We start from the raw sequence: 14,699 nt of genomic DNA, 5'->3' as shown, positions 1-14,699 counted from the left end.
CGGTCCTCAGCCGATGGTCTGGTCGTCACCGATGCCGACGATCCACAGCTTCGTCACGCGTGGCGGCGCGCCCAGCTGGTCCTCGGCCCCGCGGGTGGGCGTGAGGTCGATGCTCAGGCGCTGACCGGTGCGAAGGTGGCGCAGGGCGCTGCCGGCGAAGACCTCGGCACTGAAGGCCACCTCGCGGCCGTCGTCGAGCAGCACCGAACCCGCACCGCTGGTCTCGTCGAAGGTGTGCACGCTCGCCTGCATGCTCCGCAGCGTAGTCACGTCGACCAGGTCGTCCACGCCGCCGCCCAGGACGCCGAGGACGGCTCGAGTGGCCGGGCCGACCCCGAGCGCCATCGCCATCGCGAGGCCGGCGTCGTCGTCGACGTCGCTGCGCAGGTGCGGCAGCGGGAGGTCGAGCGGCACATGGCCCAGGGCCGCGTGCCGGGCGGCCGATCCCTCGCCGAAGCTCGGCCGAAGGCGTGCGCCGTCGCGTGCCGTGATCAGCACGGTGCCCGTGCCCGCCGCATCCGGAACCACCGCTCGGTCGTATGCCGCGGCGGCCTCGAGAGCTGCCTGAAGGTCGCCCGGACGCAGGGCCGGCAGGTCACCGAGCAGGACGGCGAGCGGCGTCGGGGCGCCGGCGTGAGCCACGGCCTCGTCACGGCCCGCCGCGACGGCTGCGTCGAGCCCGTGGCCCGGGTCGTCGACCACCGTCGCGCCGAGCCCCCGGGCGAGGGCGGCCACGTGGGCGTCGGAGGTCACCACGAACAGGCGGCCGCGCGGCATACCGGCGGCACAGGCAGTGAGGCAGTCCTCGGCGAAGGCCAAGGCAAGGGCTTCGCGCGCAACGCCCGGCGGTGGGTGGAGCCGGGACTTCGCGGTAGGACCCCCCTTGACCGGCACGACGAGGCGCCAGGGCAGCGGTGGCTGTGGTGCGCTCATCGCCACGATCGTCGCAGCCGTGGCCGCGTTGCTCGACACCGACCCCGTGACCCGGGAGGATGCACACTCGAACCCGTCGAGAGTGAGCTTTCGTGACCGCCAGCGGAAAACCCTCCGTGCCCTTCGCCTACCGCTTCGTCGTGGCCATCGTGCGGCCGCTGCTCATGGTCCTGACGAAGCGCGACTGGCGCGGTGCGGAGAACCTTCCCCACAGCGGCGGCTTCGTCGTCGCGCCCAACCACCTGTCCCATCTCGACCCGTTGGTGTTCGGGCACTTCATGTACGACAACGGCTGGGCGCCGTTCTTCCTCGGCAAGGAGGAGGTCTTTCGCGTGCCCGTCGTCGGCGCGATCCTGCGCGGTGCGCAGCAGATTCCGGTCTACCGCAACACAGGTAAGGCTGCCGACGCGTTCCGTGCCGCCGTCGCGGCCATCCACGAGGGCAAGTGCGTCGGGGTCTACCCCGAGGGAACGCTCACCCGCGACCCCGACCTGTGGCCGATGGTCGGCAAGACCGGCGCCGCCCGCATCGCGTTGGCCACCAAGTGCCCGGTCATCCCCGTGGCGCAGTGGGGCCCGCAGGCGATCCTCGCTCCGTACACCAAGCGTCCCAAGCTGTTTCCCCGCAAGACCATGCACGTGAGCGCGGGGCCGCCGGTCGACCTCGCCGACCTCTACGACCAGCCGTTCACTGGGGCCGTCCTGCGTGAGGCGACGGACCGGATCATGGCCGCCATCACCGCCCAGCTGGAAGAGATCCGGGGTGAGCAGGCGCCCGCCGAGCGGTACGACTCGCGCAAGCACGGGCTGCCGGAGACCGGGAACTTCCGTCGGGCGCAGCAGACAGGCAAGTTCCGTCGGGCGCAGCAGACAGGCAAGTTCCGTCGGGCGCAGCGTCGGGCCGACCACGGCGACGAGGGGGGAGCGGTGACCACGGCCGCCGTGTTCGGCACGGGCAGCTGGGGCACCGCGTATGCCGCGGTGCTCGCCGACGGGGGCACGACGGTGCGGATGTGGGGCCGGCGCGACGCCGTCGTCTCCCAGATCAACGCAGGGAGCAACGAGGACTACCTGCCGGGGATCCAGCTCCCCGAGGGCATCTCGGCCACGACGGATCCCGCCGAGGCGGCTGACGGCGTCGACATCGTCGTGCTCGCCGTTCCGTCGCAGACGCTGCGCGAGAACCTCGGCGTGTGGGGGTCGGTGCTGCCGCCCGGTGCGGCTGTCGTCTCGTTGATGAAGGGCGTCGAGCTCGGCACCACCAAGCGGATGAGCGAGGTGATCGCCGAGGTCGCCGGCGTCGAGGACCGGCGCATCGTCGTCGTCTCGGGCCCGAACCTCGCCAAGGAGATCGCCAAAAGGCAACCTGCGGCGAGCGTCGTGGCGTGCATCGACGAGGACGTCGCCGAGATGGTCGCCCAGGCGTCCAACCCGCCGTACTTCCGGCCGTACACGAACACCGATGTCGTCGGCACCGAGCTTTGCGGCGCGGTGAAGAACGTCATCGCGCTCGCGGTGGGTATGGCGGAGGGCCTGGGCATGGGCGACAACTCCAAGGCGTCGATCATCACCCGGGGACTGGCCGAGACGACCCGGCTCGGCCTCGCTCTCGGGGCTGACCCGATGACCTTCGCCGGTCTCGCCGGCGTCGGCGACCTCATCGCCACGTGCATGTCGCCGTTGTCGCGCAACCGCACCTTCGGCGTGAACCTCGGCAAGGGCATGGGTGTCGACGAGGTCATCGCTGTCACCCGGCAGACCGCGGAGGGCGTGAAGTCCTGCGAGTCGATCCTGCAGCTGGCCGAGAAGCACGGCGTGCGGGTGCCGATCATCGAGCAGGTGGCGGCCGTGGTGCACGACGGCCGGGCCCCCGCCGAAGTGGTCGGCGCCCTCATGCTGCGGGCCCTGAAGAACGAGACCGGCTAGGGGCGCGCGCCGGATCAGCCGCGCAGCGCGCGGTCGAGGTCGGCCCAGAGGTCGTCGACGTCCTCGATGCCGACCGACAGCCGGAGCAGCTGGTCCGGAACGCTGGTGGGCTCCGCCGCGTGGCGCCGACGGCGCTCGAGCTGCGACTCGACCCCGCCGAGGCTGGTCGAGTGTGTCCACAGCTCGGTGGCCGCCGCGACCCGCTCGGCTCCGTCTGCGCCGCCCGGCACCTCGATCGACACGATGGCCCCGAAACCGGGATAGCGCACCGTGTCGACCGCGGGGTGGGTGCTCAGCCGGCTCGCCAGTTCGCGTGCGTTGGCCGTGGCGCGCTCGAGCCGGACGTGCAGGGTGCGCAGGCCGCGCAGGGCGAGCCAGGTCTCCATCGGCCCTGCGATCGCGCCCCCGAGCAGGCGGTGGTGCGCGAGGCGCTCACGCAGCGCGGCGCCACGCTCGGTCTGGCCCGTGACCGTCGCGCCGAGGATGAGGTCGCTGTGACCGCTCAAGTACTTGGTCACGGAGTGGACCACGACGTCGACCCCGAGCGCCAACGGCTGCTGCACGAGGGGAGTGGCGAAGGTGTTGTCGCACACCGAGATCACGTCATGCGCGCGCGCCGCGGCGGCGAGCGCGGGGAGGTCCGCCACCTCGAGCAGCGGGTTGCTCGGGGACTCGAACCAGACCAGGTCAGCGCCCTGGAGCGCGACGATCGTCGCAGCCGTGTCCGCGGTGTCCACCCAGCGCACCTCGAACCGGCCGTCGCGCTCCGCGTTGAGCAGGGTCGCCACCGTGCCGCTGTAGGCCGAACGCGGGGCGACGACGACGGCGCCATGGTCGACCAGCGAGAACGCCGCGGCGACGGCGGCCATGCCGGAGGCGAAGACGAGCGCGTCGCCACCCTCGAGCGACCCCAGGGCCTCCTCGAACGCGGACCACGTCGGGTTGCCGCCGCGGGCGTAGTTGACCGGGCCGTCGGCGACGTACGTCGAGGAGAACTCGAGGGGGGCGTTCACGCCGGCGCCCGGCATACGGTGCTGGCGCCCAAGGGCCACCACGCGGGTGGCGGGGGAGAGGTCTTCGTGGCTCACCGGGCCAGCCTAGGTGGGCGGGCGTGCGGGTCGCGGGTCGGGACCGGACCCTGGTCGGGATACGCTCACGGGCGATGACTACCGACCAGTCCGCACCCCGCAAACCGCGCGTCGCCATCGTGTTTGGCGGCCGTTCGTCCGAGCACGCGGTGTCGTGCGCGACCGCTGCCGGCGTCATGCAGGCCATCGACCGCGACGCCTACGACATCGTGCCGATCGGCATCTCCCGCGACGGCCACTGGGTGCTCACCGACGGCAACCCGGCCCCCCTCGAGCTCACCGCGACGCAGACGCCGGAGGTCGCCGCAGACGGAGCCGGAGTGGTCGTCCCGCTGTCCACCACGGACCGCTCCCTCACCGTGCTCGAGGCGGGCGAGGTGCCCCGCTCACTGGGCGAGGTCGACGTCGTGTTCCCGTTGCTGCACGGGCCGTTCGGGGAGGACGGCACCATCCAGGGCATGCTCGAGCTCGCCGACATCCGCTACGTCGGGTCGGGGGTCCTGGCCTCCGCAGCGGGCATGGACAAGCACTACATGAAGGTCGTGTTCGCGAGCGCCGGCATCCCCGTCGGGCCGTATGCCGTGATCACCGACGCGCAGTGGCAGCGCGACAAGGCGGCGGCGATGGATGCCGTGGGTGCGTTGAGCTTCCCGGTGTTCGTCAAGCCGGCGCGGGCCGGTTCGAGCATGGGGATCTCGAAGGTGTCCTCCCCGGAGGCGCTCGAGGCGGCGATCGAGGTCGCACGGCAGCACGACCGCAAGGTCATCGTCGAACAGGGCATCGTCGGGCGTGAGATCGAGTGCGCGGTGTTGCAGGGCCGCGGGACCGACGAACCGCGGACGTCGCAGGTCGGGGAGATCGTCGTCGAGGCCGGTGGCGGCCACGAGTTCTACGACTTCGAGGCGAAGTACCTCGACGAGCAGGGCGTCGTGCTCAGCTGTCCGGCGCAGGTGCCCGACCGGGTCTCGGCGGAGGTCCGGCGGCTGGCGGGGGCGGCCTTCGACGCGCTCGGCTGTGAGGGCCTGGCCCGGGTCGACTGCTTCTACACCGAGACCGGCGACGTGCTGGTCAACGAGATCAACACGATGCCGGGCTTCACGCCCCACTCGATGTACCCGCAGATGTGGGCCGCGACCGGGCTCGCCTACCCCGAGCTGATCGACGAGCTCCTCCAGCTGGCGCTGACCCGGCCCGTCGGCCTGCGCTGACCGTCGACGTCCGGCGGCAGCAACCTCTGCTTGCACAGGTTGCTGCCGCTGGGGCAGGTTGCACCATGGGCTGGCGGCACAAGCGTCTGCAAGCAGAGGTTGCTGCCCTGCAGCGGCGCCTGCGCAAGGGTCAGCTGCAGGTGCGGCCGGTGGCGGGCAGCGCCCTGGCGGCCGGGCCGAAGGCGGGCAGGACGAGGGGCTCCGGAGCGTAGGCCTTCGGCACGAGCACCTCGAGTGCCGGGCTGCGCCCGAAGGTGCGGAACTGCACGCCATCACTGAGCGGGTGGGCGACCCAGTCGACGCCGTCGATGTCGAGGCACTGGTCGCTGGTCGGGCCCGGTTCGGGCCAGCCGCAGGTGGCGATGACCGCGGGGTCGCCCCAGGCTGCTGCGGACGGGTCCTGCGGGGTGACCGCGCGCCGCGTCCGGGTCGCCACCGAGGATGGCCACCGCGCCGCCGCCCGGGCGCAGTCGGGCGACGCGTGGGAGGGTGCGGCGGCGACCTCGACGGCTGACGAGCACCCGGAGAGCAGACCACCGGCCACCCCGAGGACGAGGAGGCCGGTGGTAGCGGTCTGGACGGGGCGCCTGGCCGTGCGCCCGGCGCTCACGGGCCGGGACGGACGGATCGGGCGTGGACGGTTCAGACGTGGACGACCGTGCAGGTGAGCGTGCGGGTGATGCCCGGCACGTCCTGGATCTTGGCGATGACGAGCTTGCCCAGCTCGTCGACGGTGTTGGCCTCGACGCGGGCAATGACGTCGTAGGGGCCGGTCACATCCTCGGCCAGGACCACACCGGCGATGCCGGCGATCGCCTCGGCCACGGACGCCGCCTTGCCGACTTCAGTCTGGATCAGGATGTAGGCCTGGACCACCACGTGACACCTCATTCTCGTTCGGTTGGCCGGGACCTGGTGCCCCGAGAGAACCAGGCCGCGGTGGGCACCGCGACCACGCCAGACGCTACCGTGCCGGTGTCCCGCCCGTCTCCCCCGGTCGGTCACCAGGAGGTCAAGTCATGGTTACAGCCAGCACGCTGGCGGAGGTGTCCGAGTCGGCCCTGCTGGCGCGGATCCTGCCCTTCTTCGCCGGCGGCGAGTCGCTCACCGTGGGGCCGGGCGACGATGGTGCCGTCCTCGTGACGGGTCCGACGACGGTCGTGACCACCGACTCCATGGTGCGCGGCCGGGACTGGCTCGACGCCTGGTCGACGCCGGGTGACGTGGCGACCAAGCTGTTGACCCAGAACCTCGCCGACATCGCGGCGATGGGCGCCGAGTCCACCGCGGTCGTGATCGCCTTGGTGGCCGACCCGCAGACGCCGACGAGCTGGGCGATCGAGTTCGCCCGCACACTGGGGGACCAGGCAGCGCGGGCTGGAGTGGTCGTGGCCGGAGGCGACCTGTCCTCCGCCCCGGAGGGCGTGCTTATGGTCTCGCTCACCGCGCTCGGAGACCTGCGCGGGGTTGCCCCCGTGCTGCGCAGTGGCGCGCGGCCTGGTGACACGGTCGCCGTGTGCGGGACGCTCGGGCGGTCCGCGGCGGGCCTGGCCCTCCTGCAGGCCGGTGCCGACCCCTCAGAGCAGGTCGGCGGCATACGGCAGGCGTGCCTGGACCATCACCGCAGGCCCACCGCGCCGTTGCTCGCGGGCCCGGCAGCCGCGCGAGCCGGCGCGACGTCGATGATCGACGTGTCCGACGGCTTGCTGCGCGATGGAGCGCGGGTGGCGGCCGCCAGTGGGGTACGGCTGGCCCTGGAGTCTCGGTTGCTCGACCCCGACCTCGCTGTGGTGCGCGAGGCCGTGGGTGACGCCGCCCTCGAGTGCGTGCTGGCCGGTGGTGAGGAGCACTGCCTGGTGGCGACGTTCGCCGGGGACCTGCCGGACGGGTGGCGGCCGCTCGGCCGGGTCGAGGAGGGGGCCGGGATCACCCTCGACGGACAGGCCCAGACCGCGCGGGGGTGGGACCACTTCGCCAGTGAGTGAGCCTGTGAATGAGCCTGTGAGTGAGCCGACCAGCGAGCGTGGGAGATGAGCGAAGCCGACCTCCCCGTGGGGAGATCGGCTTCGAAGGTATGCCGGTGAGCCGACGGTCAGCGCGTCAGCGCTTGACCTTGCCGGCCTTGAGGCACGAGGTGCAGACGTTGAGACGCTTCGGGGTCACGCCCGCGTCGCCGACCAGAGCCTTGACCCGCTGGATGTTGGGGTTCCAGCGACGCTTGGTGCGGCGGTGCGAGTGCGAAATGTTGTGACCGAAGCCCGGTCCCTTGCCGCAGACGTCGCAGTTGGCAGCCACGGGTGTACTCCTGAAATCGATGCGTAGACACTGAGGGTGGTCCTGCTTGCTCTGGCGCCGGGCACGGGGCAGCGGCACCAGAGGTTCACGGGAACCGGTCAAGAGTAGCCGAGCGGGGCCGCAACGGCCAAAACGAGGCGCGTACGCGCCCAGGACGCCGCCCCTGACGCCGACGGGCACTAGCCTGCCAGCGTGCTCGAAGCCCTGTCCGCCGCCGATGCCCGGCGCTGGGCCGTGCTCACCCGAGCCGCCTTCGCCGCCCGGCGAGCCGAGATCGACGCGCTCAACGTCTACCCGGTCCCCGACGGTGACACGGGCACGAACCTCTACCTCAGCCTCGACGCGGCCCTCGACGCGGTGCGGACCGAGCAGGAGAAGGCCGGCATCCTCGGAGCAGCCACGCTCGCGCAGGAGTGTTCCGCCCTGGCGCGGTCCCTGCTGCTCACCGCCCGGGGCAACTCGGGTGTCATCTTCAGCCAGCTGGTGCGCGGGTTCGCCGAGGCGATCGCCGAGTCGGGCGCCGAGGTCGCCGACGCGCGCACCATCGCCGACGGCATGGCCAAGGCCAGCGACCGGGCCTACCGCAGCGTGACCCGACCCGCCGAGGGGACCATCCTCACGGTCGCGCGGGCCGCCGCCGAGGCAGGAGCCGCCGTCGTCGACGCGGGGCTGGTCGCCGTGACCGAGCGGGCGCTCGATGCGGCGACCGAGGCTCTCCGGGCCACGACCGGCCAGCTGCCCGCGCTCGAGCGCGCCGGAGTCGTCGACGCTGGCGCTGCCGGGTACCTGCTGCTTCTCGAGGCGCTCGCCCGCGTCGTGCACCAGGACGAGGCCCACGTCGGGGAGCGGATGGAGCCGTTTGCCCACGAGGACTCGATGCGCCGGCGCGACGACTGGAGCCAGGTCGGGGGCGTGGTCGAGCCGACCGGCGCGACGGGGGGCGCCCCGGCCGGGGCAGATCTCGACCCTGGCGGTCCGGCCTACGAGGTGATGTACCTCCTGCGGGACAGCGACGACGAGCGGGCCGGCACCCTGCGGGACACCCTCGACGAGCTCGGCGACTCGCTGCTGGTCGTCGGCGGCCCCGACCTGTGGAACATCCACGTGCACGTCGACGACGTCGGGGCGGCGATCGAGGCCGGGCTCGAGGCCGGTCGGCCCTACCGCATCCGCGTCACGCATTTCGTCGACCAGCTCGGCCAGCACCAGCGGGCTGGCGGAGTGGGCGCCGGCGGCGGTGTCGGCGTCGTCGCCTGTGCGGCCGGCCCCGGCCTGGCCGAGGTCTTCCGGGCGGCGGGCGCGGTCGTGGTGGCCAGCGGCCCGGGGCGGCGGGCGTCGGCCGGCCAGCTCCTCGACGCGGCGCGCTCGACGCGGGCCGACGAGGTCGTCGTGCTGCCCAACGACGCCGACACCGTGATGGCGGCCGAGGCGGCCGCCAGCGCTGCGGCACAGGACGGCCTCACGCTGCACGTCGTCGGGTCGCGCACCGCGGTGCAGGGGCTCGCTGCCCTCGCCGTCTTCGACGCGGCCGCCTCCGGGGCCCGCAACGGCGCGGCCATGGGCGCCGCCGCAGCGGCCACCCGGCACGGGGCCGTGGCCGTGGCCAGCAAGGAGGCGCTGACCAGCGCCGGTCGGTGCCAGGCCGGCGACGTGCTGGGCGCCGTGGCCGGCGATGTGGTCGTGATCGGCCACGACCTGGCGGACGTGGCCCTCGACGTCGTGGCCCGGCTGCTCTCCAGTGGAGGCGAGCTGGTGACGCTGGTCATGGGCGCCGACGCCGACGAGGAGCTCGCAGATGCCTTGGCCGAACGGGTGAGCCACGCGCACCGTGAGGTCGAGGTGAGCGTCATCCAGGGCGGCCAGCCGCACTACCCCGTGCTGGTCGGAGTGGAGTAGCCGTGGTCGACGAGAGCACCAAGCTCGACAAGCTGCTCGGAGTCCGGACGGCCGGGCACCTGGCCAAGCACCGCGACCTCGTCACGGTCGGCGACCTCCTCGAGTTCTGGCCCCGGCGCTACCTCGAGCACACGTCCGACCTGTCGGACCTCCACGTGGGCAAGTACGTCGTCGCGGTCGCCGAGGTCAAGACCGCGGTGACGAGGCGGATGCAGAAGCGCCGCGGCGAGATGCTCAACATCACGATCACCGACGGCAGCCACGAGGTCGACCTCGCATTCTTCAAGGCCTGGGGCCACAAGGACGCGCTGGTGCCCGGAGCCCGAGCGGTGTTCGCGGGCGAGGTCGGGATCTACCACGGTCGCTGGCAGCTCACCCACCCGGCATACCAGCTGGTCCAGGGCGACCTCGGCGATGCGGCGACCGGGCGCGGACCGATCCCGGTCTACCTCCAGGTCAAGGGACTGCAGAACTGGACGGTCGCCGAGTGCGTGCGCATCGTGTTCGACCACCTCGAGGACGTGCCCGAGCCACTGGATGCGACCCTGCGCGCCCGGCACGGGCTGCCCGGCCGACTCGAGGCCCTGCGCGGCATCCATGTGCCCGCTGCGTTCCCCGAGGTGCAGCGGGCGCGCCAGCGGCTGCGCTACGAGGAGGCGCTGGTCTTCCAGACCCTGCTGGCCCAGCGCCGGGCGCGGCAGGCAGCCCAGCGCACCACCGGGCGCATCCCGCGCTCGGGAGGCCTCCTCGCCGCCTTCGACGCGCGGCTGCCGTTCGAGCTGACCGACGGGCAGAAGGCGGTCGGCCGCACGCTCGCCGAGGACATGGCCAAGGACGTCCCCATGAACCGGCTCCTGCAGGGCGAGGTCGGTTCCGGCAAGACCGTCATCGCCCTGCGCGCGATGCTCGCGGCGATCGACGCCGGGGGACAGGCGGCACTGCTCGCCCCCACCGAGGTCCTCGCCGCGCAGCACCACCGATCCATCACCACGATGCTGGGCGACCTCGCCGAGGGCGGCCTGCTCGGCGGCAGCGAGATCGGCACGCGGGTGGCCCTGCTCACCGGCAGCCAGGGCACCGCTGCCCGACGCGAGAACCTCCTGCAGGCGGCCAGCGGTGACGCCGGGATCGTCATCGGCACCCACGCGCTGATCCAGGACACGGTGCAGTTCCAGGACCTCGCCCTGGCCATCGTCGACGAGCAGCACCGGTTCGGTGTCGAGCAGCGAGATGCCCTGCGAGACAAGGGGACCCAGCCGCCACATGTCCTGGTCATGACTGCGACCCCGATCCCGCGCACGGTGACGATGACGGTCTTCGGCGACATGGAGACCTCCACGCTCACGGAGCTGCCGCGCGGCCGGTCGCCGATCGCGACCCACGTCGTGCCCGCCGACCGAGCGGCCTGGGTGCAGCGCACCTGGGAGCGCGTCGCCGAGGAGGTTCGCTCCGGGCGTCAGGCCTACGTCGTGTGCCCGCGGATCGGCGACGGTGAGGGGAGCTCGGGCACCAACGCGTCTCCCGACGACGAGGAGATCTCGACGCTCGCCGCGACCGCCGACACCGACCACCACACCGACGAGGACACCGACGAGGACACCGACGAGGACACCGGCGCGGGCGACGACGTCGCCCCACGCGAGCTGGCGAGTGTGTATGCCGTGGAGGCAGCCCTGCGGGCCAACCCGGCGCTCGAGGGCCTGTCCATCGCGATCCTCCACGGCCGGATGCCCCCCGAGGACAAGGACGCCGTCATGAGCGCCTTCACCGCGGGCCGCATCGACGTCCTCGTGTCGACGACGGTGATCGAGGTCGGGGTCGACGTGCCGAACGCCACCGTCATGGTCGTGGTCGATGCCGACAGGTTCGGCGTCTCGCAGCTGCACCAGCTTCGTGGGCGCGTCGGTCGCGGCCAGCATGCGGGTCTGTGCCTGCTCATCACCTCCTCAGAGGCGGAGAGCGCGGTCGAACGCCTCGAGGCCGTGGCCGCCACGAACGACGGGTTCGAGCTGGCCCGGCTCGACCTCGAGCTGCGTGGCACCGGCGACGTCCTCAGCGGGCGGCAGAGCGGGGGAGGGAAGTCCGGGCGGGCGATGGGGCGCGGCAGCTTCCGGTTCCTGTCGCTGGTCCGCGACGAGGAGATCATTCTGCGAGCCCGGGAGGACGCCGCCGAGCTCATCGCGGCCGACCCGGAGCTCACGGCGCACCCCGAGCTCGCCACCGCGGTGGCCGAGCGGGTCGGCGAGGAGCAGGCGGCGTTCCTCGACCGCGGGTGACTACTCTCGAACCATGCTGCTCGCGCATGACGACGAGGGGTCGGGTCCCGCGGTCGTGCTGCTCCACGCCGGGGTCGCCGACCGCCGGATGTGGGATGCCATCACGCCGGCGCTGGCACACACCTTCCGGGTGATCCGACCGGACCTGCGCGGGTTCGGAGAGACGCCGATGCCGGCCGAGGAGTATGCCGACGCCGACGACGTGGACGCACTGCTCGCGTCGCTCGGGGTCACCGATGCCGCCGTGGTCGGGTCGTCGTTCGGGGGGCGGGTGGCGATGGAGCTGGCCATGCTGCACCCGGCTCGCGTCTCGTCGCTCGTGCTGCTCTGTGCCGCCTACCGTGGACTGGAGCCCACCGAGTCGGTGCGGACCTTCGGTGCTGAGGAAGACCGGCTCCTCGAGGCCGGCGACGTCGGCGGTGCGGTCGACCTCAACGTCCGCACCTTCCTTGGCCCCGAGGCCGGGGTCGCGGCGCGCGAGCTCCTGACCCAGATGCAGCGCCGGGCGTTCGACGTGCAGATCGCCGCCGACCAGGCCGTTCCAGGCCCCGCGCCGCGCCGCGTCGAGGTCGACCCCACCGCCATCGCCGTGCCCACGCTCACGGTGTCCGGGGCGCATGACCTCGACCACTTCCGCTCGGTCGCGAGACACCTGGCCGAGCAGATCCCCGGCGCGGAGCACGTCGAGCTCGAGTGGGCCGGCCACCTCCCGGCCATGGAGCGCCCCGACGCGGTGCTGGCCCTGCTGCTCGACGTGCTGCGCGACGACCCGACGGTGCACGCCCCCTGAGCGGCACGCGCCCTGAGCAGCGTTGGGCTGCTGCTACCTTGCCGCCGTGACGCGGATCATCAGTGGGCGGGCCGGCGGCATGCGACTGTCCACCCCGGCCGGGTCCGGCACGAGGCCGACCAGCGACCGGGTCCGCGAAGCGCTGTTCTCCCGGCTGGAGCACCTCGAGGTGCTCCTCGGCGCACGCGTCGTCGACCTGTATGCCGGGTCCGGTGCCCTGGGACTCGAGGCTGCCAGCCGCGGGGCCGCGACCGTCCTGCTCGTGGAGTCGGACAAGGCAGCCGCCAAGGTGACCCGCCAGAACGCCGAGGCACTCGGCATACCGGGGACTACGGTGCGGCACGCGACCGTCCAGCGGGTCCTGGCCACCACGCCCGCACAGCCGCAGACGCTGGTGTTCCTCGACCCGCCGTACGAGCTCACGGAGGAGGCGCTCGCCGCGGACCTGGCCGCGCTGGTCGACCACGAGTGGCTGGCACCCGAGGCGCTGGTCGTGGTCGAACGGTCGTCGCGGTCGCCGGAGCCGGCCTGGCCGGAGGCGCTGGAGCTGGAGGGGGAGCGCCGCTACGGCGAGACGAAGGTCTGGTTCGCCGGGCCGCGCATGCCCGACGTCGTGGCCTGACGGGGCATGGCCTGACCCGGACGTGCCTGACCCGCCCCCGGTGGGGAGCGGGTCAGGGAGCGTGGGGCCGCGCTCAGGCGGTGGGGGCCACCGCGGGGGTGATGCTGAACTGCACGGAGCCGGTGTCATCGACGTCGGCGTCGAGGATCTGGTCACCCAGGGCGACGGCGGCCGTCTCGTCGAGGAAGACCTTGGCGCCGGCCTGCTCGACGACCTGGTCGCCGGGCAGCGCCTGCTCGGCGGTCTCGACGGTGAGGGCGCTCTCCTGTCCGTCGAGCTGGCTGAACCGGAGTCCGGCGTCCTGCGTCGGCAGGTTCTGCTCGACCAGGGTCTTGACGATCGTGCTGGCGTTCTCGGTGAGGGTGAGCATGAGCTCTCCTTCCGATGGAGGTCAGGACGTCTCCACCGTTTCGCACCTGCACCCGCAGGACAAACCGGGCGTCCGATGGGTGGGACCGCCCACGGTCCGCCAGCCCGAGATGTGGCATCGCCGCAGGTGAGAGAGGGTGGTGCCATGACCACCTATGACATTCCCAGGCCCACCGAGGGTGACGTCGTCGAGCTCATCCTCGACGACCACCGGCTGTTCGAGTCCCTGTTGCGCGACTTGCGCGACGCCACGGCCGACCGCGAGGCGGCCCGCGAGGCCCTGGCCACCGTCCTCATCGCGCATGGCGAGGCCGAGGAGGCCAAGGTCTACGCCCAGCTCAACCGCAAGCGGGCCATCACCAAGGGCGAGGCCGAGCACGGGGAGGAGGAGCACGCCGAGGGCAACGAGAAGCTCCTCGCGCTCCTGGAGTGCAAGGGCACCGACACGCAGAAGTTCGACGACGCGGTGGAGGAGCTGGCCACCGCCCTCAACCACCACATCGGCGAGGAGGAGCAGACCATCCTCAACCCCGCCAAGACCGAGGTGTCCGAGCAGGTCCGCCAGGAGCTCGGGGCCGCGTGGGCCACCATGCGCAACCAGCTCCTCGACGAGGGCGCCGGGTCGATCAGCAACGTCCGCGGGATCGTCGCGAAGGCCCACCGAGAGGGCCTGCTGCCCGCGGACGACGAGGGCGAAGAGAAGTAACGAAGCGGGGGTCGGGACACGCGCGCTGCTAGCGTGCCGCTGTGACCAGACGGTGCGTGTGTCCCGGCTCCTACGACCCCGTGACGCTTGGCCATGCCGATGTCATCCGGCGGGCTGCGGCGCTCTACGACGAGGTCGTCGTCGCCGTGCTCCACAACCCGGCCAAGCACGGCACCTTCACCCCCGACGAGCGCCGTGACCTGATCCTCGACGGGTGTGGCGACCTCGCCAACGTCCGGGTCGAGCTGTTCGCCGACCGCCTCCTCGTCGACGTATGCCGCGACGTCGAGGCGAGCGCGATCGTCAAGGGCCTGCGTGGCGGGACCGACTTCGCCTACGAGCTGCCGATGGCCCTGATGAACCGGCACCTCACCGGCGTCGAGACGGTCTTCCTGCCCGGCGACCCCCGGTTCGAGCACATCTCCAGCTCGCTGGTGAAGGAGGTCGCCCGCTACGGCGGCGACACCTCCGGGCTGGTCAGCGACCGGGTGCGAGACGCCCTCGCGGAGCGCCTCCACCGCGCGCGGGAGCGTTGACCTGACCTCCGGCCAACCCCGGACCCACCACTTCCGGCCCGACATCGAGGGCCTG

At 72.4% G+C, this 14,699-nt stretch carries 15 protein-coding genes and 1 pseudogene; 10 read left to right on the top strand and 6 right to left on the bottom strand.

All coding sequences use genetic code 11. From position 1 onward, the window contains the following. Window positions 1-6 precede the first annotated feature (6 nt). Complete coding sequence (cofC, locus tag GKE56_RS08190) at window positions 7-933, bottom strand: 2-phospho-L-lactate guanylyltransferase (protein WP_154684125.1); 927 nt, start codon at window positions 931-933, stop codon at window positions 7-9. 164 nt (window positions 934-1,097) lie between these two features. Between cofC and GKE56_RS17400 the strand changes: the two are divergent. Together GKE56_RS17400 and GKE56_RS17395 are read left to right on the top strand one after the other, a co-directional pair. Next, window positions 1,098-1,439 (top strand): annotated as a pseudogene (locus tag GKE56_RS17400) (lysophospholipid acyltransferase family protein); the annotation flags it as partial. A gap of 420 nt (window positions 1,440-1,859) precedes the next feature. Beyond that, window positions 1,860-2,858, top strand: a complete 999-nt coding sequence (locus tag GKE56_RS17395; protein ID WP_230209305.1) for an NAD(P)H-dependent glycerol-3-phosphate dehydrogenase — start codon at window positions 1,860-1,862, stop codon at window positions 2,856-2,858. A gap of 14 nt (window positions 2,859-2,872) precedes the next feature. On the opposite strand, the gene GKE56_RS08180 is transcribed toward GKE56_RS17395, so the two are convergent. Continuing rightward, window positions 2,873-3,946 (bottom strand): PLP-dependent aspartate aminotransferase family protein, encoded by a 1,074-nt coding sequence (locus tag GKE56_RS08180; RefSeq protein WP_154684123.1) that lies wholly within the window; start codon window positions 3,944-3,946, stop codon window positions 2,873-2,875. Between the two features lie 59 nt (window positions 3,947-4,005). Between GKE56_RS08180 and GKE56_RS08175 the strand changes: the two genes are divergently transcribed. Further along, entirely contained in the window at window positions 4,006-5,154 is a 1,149-nt protein-coding gene (locus GKE56_RS08175; protein ID WP_195908302.1) for a D-alanine--D-alanine ligase family protein, read from the top strand. Between the two features lie 130 nt (window positions 5,155-5,284). On the opposite strand, the gene GKE56_RS08170 is transcribed toward GKE56_RS08175, so the two are convergent. Further along, window positions 5,285-5,764, bottom strand: coding sequence for a DUF3515 family protein (locus tag GKE56_RS08170; protein WP_230209274.1), 480 nt, complete (start codon window positions 5,762-5,764; stop codon window positions 5,285-5,287). Between the two features lie 32 nt (window positions 5,765-5,796). Then, window positions 5,797-6,030: an Lrp/AsnC family transcriptional regulator gene (locus GKE56_RS08165; protein WP_056884115.1), complete on the bottom strand. Its 234-nt coding sequence runs from the start codon at window positions 6,028-6,030 to the stop codon at window positions 5,797-5,799. 143 nt (window positions 6,031-6,173) lie between these two features. On the opposite strand from GKE56_RS08165, the gene thiL reads away from it, so the two are divergent. Beyond that, window positions 6,174-7,139 carry a thiamine-phosphate kinase gene (thiL, locus tag GKE56_RS08160; RefSeq protein WP_154684121.1) on the top strand — a complete coding sequence of 322 codons (966 nt, stop codon included), beginning with the start codon at window positions 6,174-6,176 and terminating at the stop codon, window positions 7,137-7,139. A gap of 115 nt (window positions 7,140-7,254) precedes the next feature. On the opposite strand, the gene rpmB is transcribed toward thiL, so the two are convergent. Next, entirely contained in the window at window positions 7,255-7,449 is a 195-nt protein-coding gene (gene rpmB / locus GKE56_RS08155; protein ID WP_056922510.1) for a 50S ribosomal protein L28, read from the bottom strand. Between the two features lie 192 nt (window positions 7,450-7,641). Here rpmB and GKE56_RS08150 point away from each other — a divergent pair, with 192 nt between their 5' ends. Genes GKE56_RS08150 through rsmD form a run of 4 tightly spaced genes read left to right on the top strand, consistent with a single transcriptional unit; the run spans window position 7,642 to window position 13,033 of the window. Then, the gene (locus GKE56_RS08150; RefSeq protein ID WP_154684120.1) at window positions 7,642-9,345 is read left to right on the top strand and encodes a DAK2 domain-containing protein; all 1,704 of its coding nucleotides are present in this window, start codon (window positions 7,642-7,644) and stop codon (window positions 9,343-9,345) included. Between the two features lie 2 nt (window positions 9,346-9,347). Next, entirely contained in the window at window positions 9,348-11,621 is a 2,274-nt protein-coding gene (locus GKE56_RS08145) for an ATP-dependent DNA helicase RecG (RefSeq protein ID WP_154684119.1), read from the top strand. 13 nt (window positions 11,622-11,634) lie between these two features. Beyond that, the gene (locus GKE56_RS08140; RefSeq protein WP_154684118.1) at window positions 11,635-12,411 is read left to right on the top strand and encodes an alpha/beta fold hydrolase; all 777 of its coding nucleotides are present in this window, start codon (window positions 11,635-11,637) and stop codon (window positions 12,409-12,411) included. A 46-nt stretch (window positions 12,412-12,457) separates the two neighbouring features. Further along, on the top strand, window positions 12,458-13,033 hold the full coding sequence (gene rsmD / locus GKE56_RS08135; protein ID WP_154684117.1) for a 16S rRNA (guanine(966)-N(2))-methyltransferase RsmD: 576 nt from the start codon (window positions 12,458-12,460) through the stop codon (window positions 13,031-13,033). Between the two features lie 73 nt (window positions 13,034-13,106). Here rsmD and GKE56_RS08130 read toward each other — a convergent pair whose 3' ends face one another. Next, window positions 13,107-13,403, bottom strand: coding sequence for a Fe-S cluster assembly protein HesB (locus GKE56_RS08130; RefSeq protein ID WP_154684116.1), 297 nt, complete (start codon window positions 13,401-13,403; stop codon window positions 13,107-13,109). A 144-nt stretch (window positions 13,404-13,547) separates the two neighbouring features. Between GKE56_RS08130 and GKE56_RS08125 the strand changes: the two genes are divergently transcribed. Both GKE56_RS08125 and coaD read left to right on the top strand, forming a co-directional pair. Beyond that, window positions 13,548-14,108 carry a hemerythrin domain-containing protein gene (locus GKE56_RS08125; protein WP_154684115.1) on the top strand — a complete coding sequence of 187 codons (561 nt, stop codon included), beginning with the start codon at window positions 13,548-13,550 and terminating at the stop codon, window positions 14,106-14,108. Window positions 14,109-14,149: 41 nt separating this feature from the next. Beyond that, entirely contained in the window at window positions 14,150-14,644 is a 495-nt protein-coding gene (gene coaD / locus GKE56_RS08120) for a pantetheine-phosphate adenylyltransferase (RefSeq protein WP_230209273.1), read from the top strand. Window positions 14,645-14,699: the final 55 nt, after the last annotated feature.

This window comes from Nostocoides sp. HKS02 (genome assembly GCF_009707485.1).
Classification (GTDB): Bacteria; Actinomycetota; Actinomycetes; order Actinomycetales; family Dermatophilaceae; genus Pedococcus.
Note: the sequence above shows the minus strand (reverse complement) of the source record. Positions and strands in the feature narration are given on the sequence as shown.

What these genes read in the sequence shown, in the direction of transcription:
- GKE56_RS08125 (WP_154684115.1), top strand. Translation starts at nt 13,548, where the DNA reads ATGACCACCTATGACATTCCCAGGCCCACCGAGGGTGACGTCGTCGAG.
- cofC (WP_154684125.1), bottom strand. Translation starts at nt 933, where the DNA reads ATGAGCGCACCACAGCCACCGCTGCCCTGGCGCCTCGTCGTGCCGGTC.
- GKE56_RS08140 (WP_154684118.1), top strand. Translation starts at nt 11,635, where the DNA reads ATGCTGCTCGCGCATGACGACGAGGGGTCGGGTCCCGCGGTCGTGCTG.
- thiL (WP_154684121.1), top strand. Translation starts at nt 6,174, where the DNA reads ATGGTTACAGCCAGCACGCTGGCGGAGGTGTCCGAGTCGGCCCTGCTG.
- GKE56_RS08130 (WP_154684116.1), bottom strand. Translation starts at nt 13,403, where the DNA reads ATGCTCACCCTCACCGAGAACGCCAGCACGATCGTCAAGACCCTGGTC.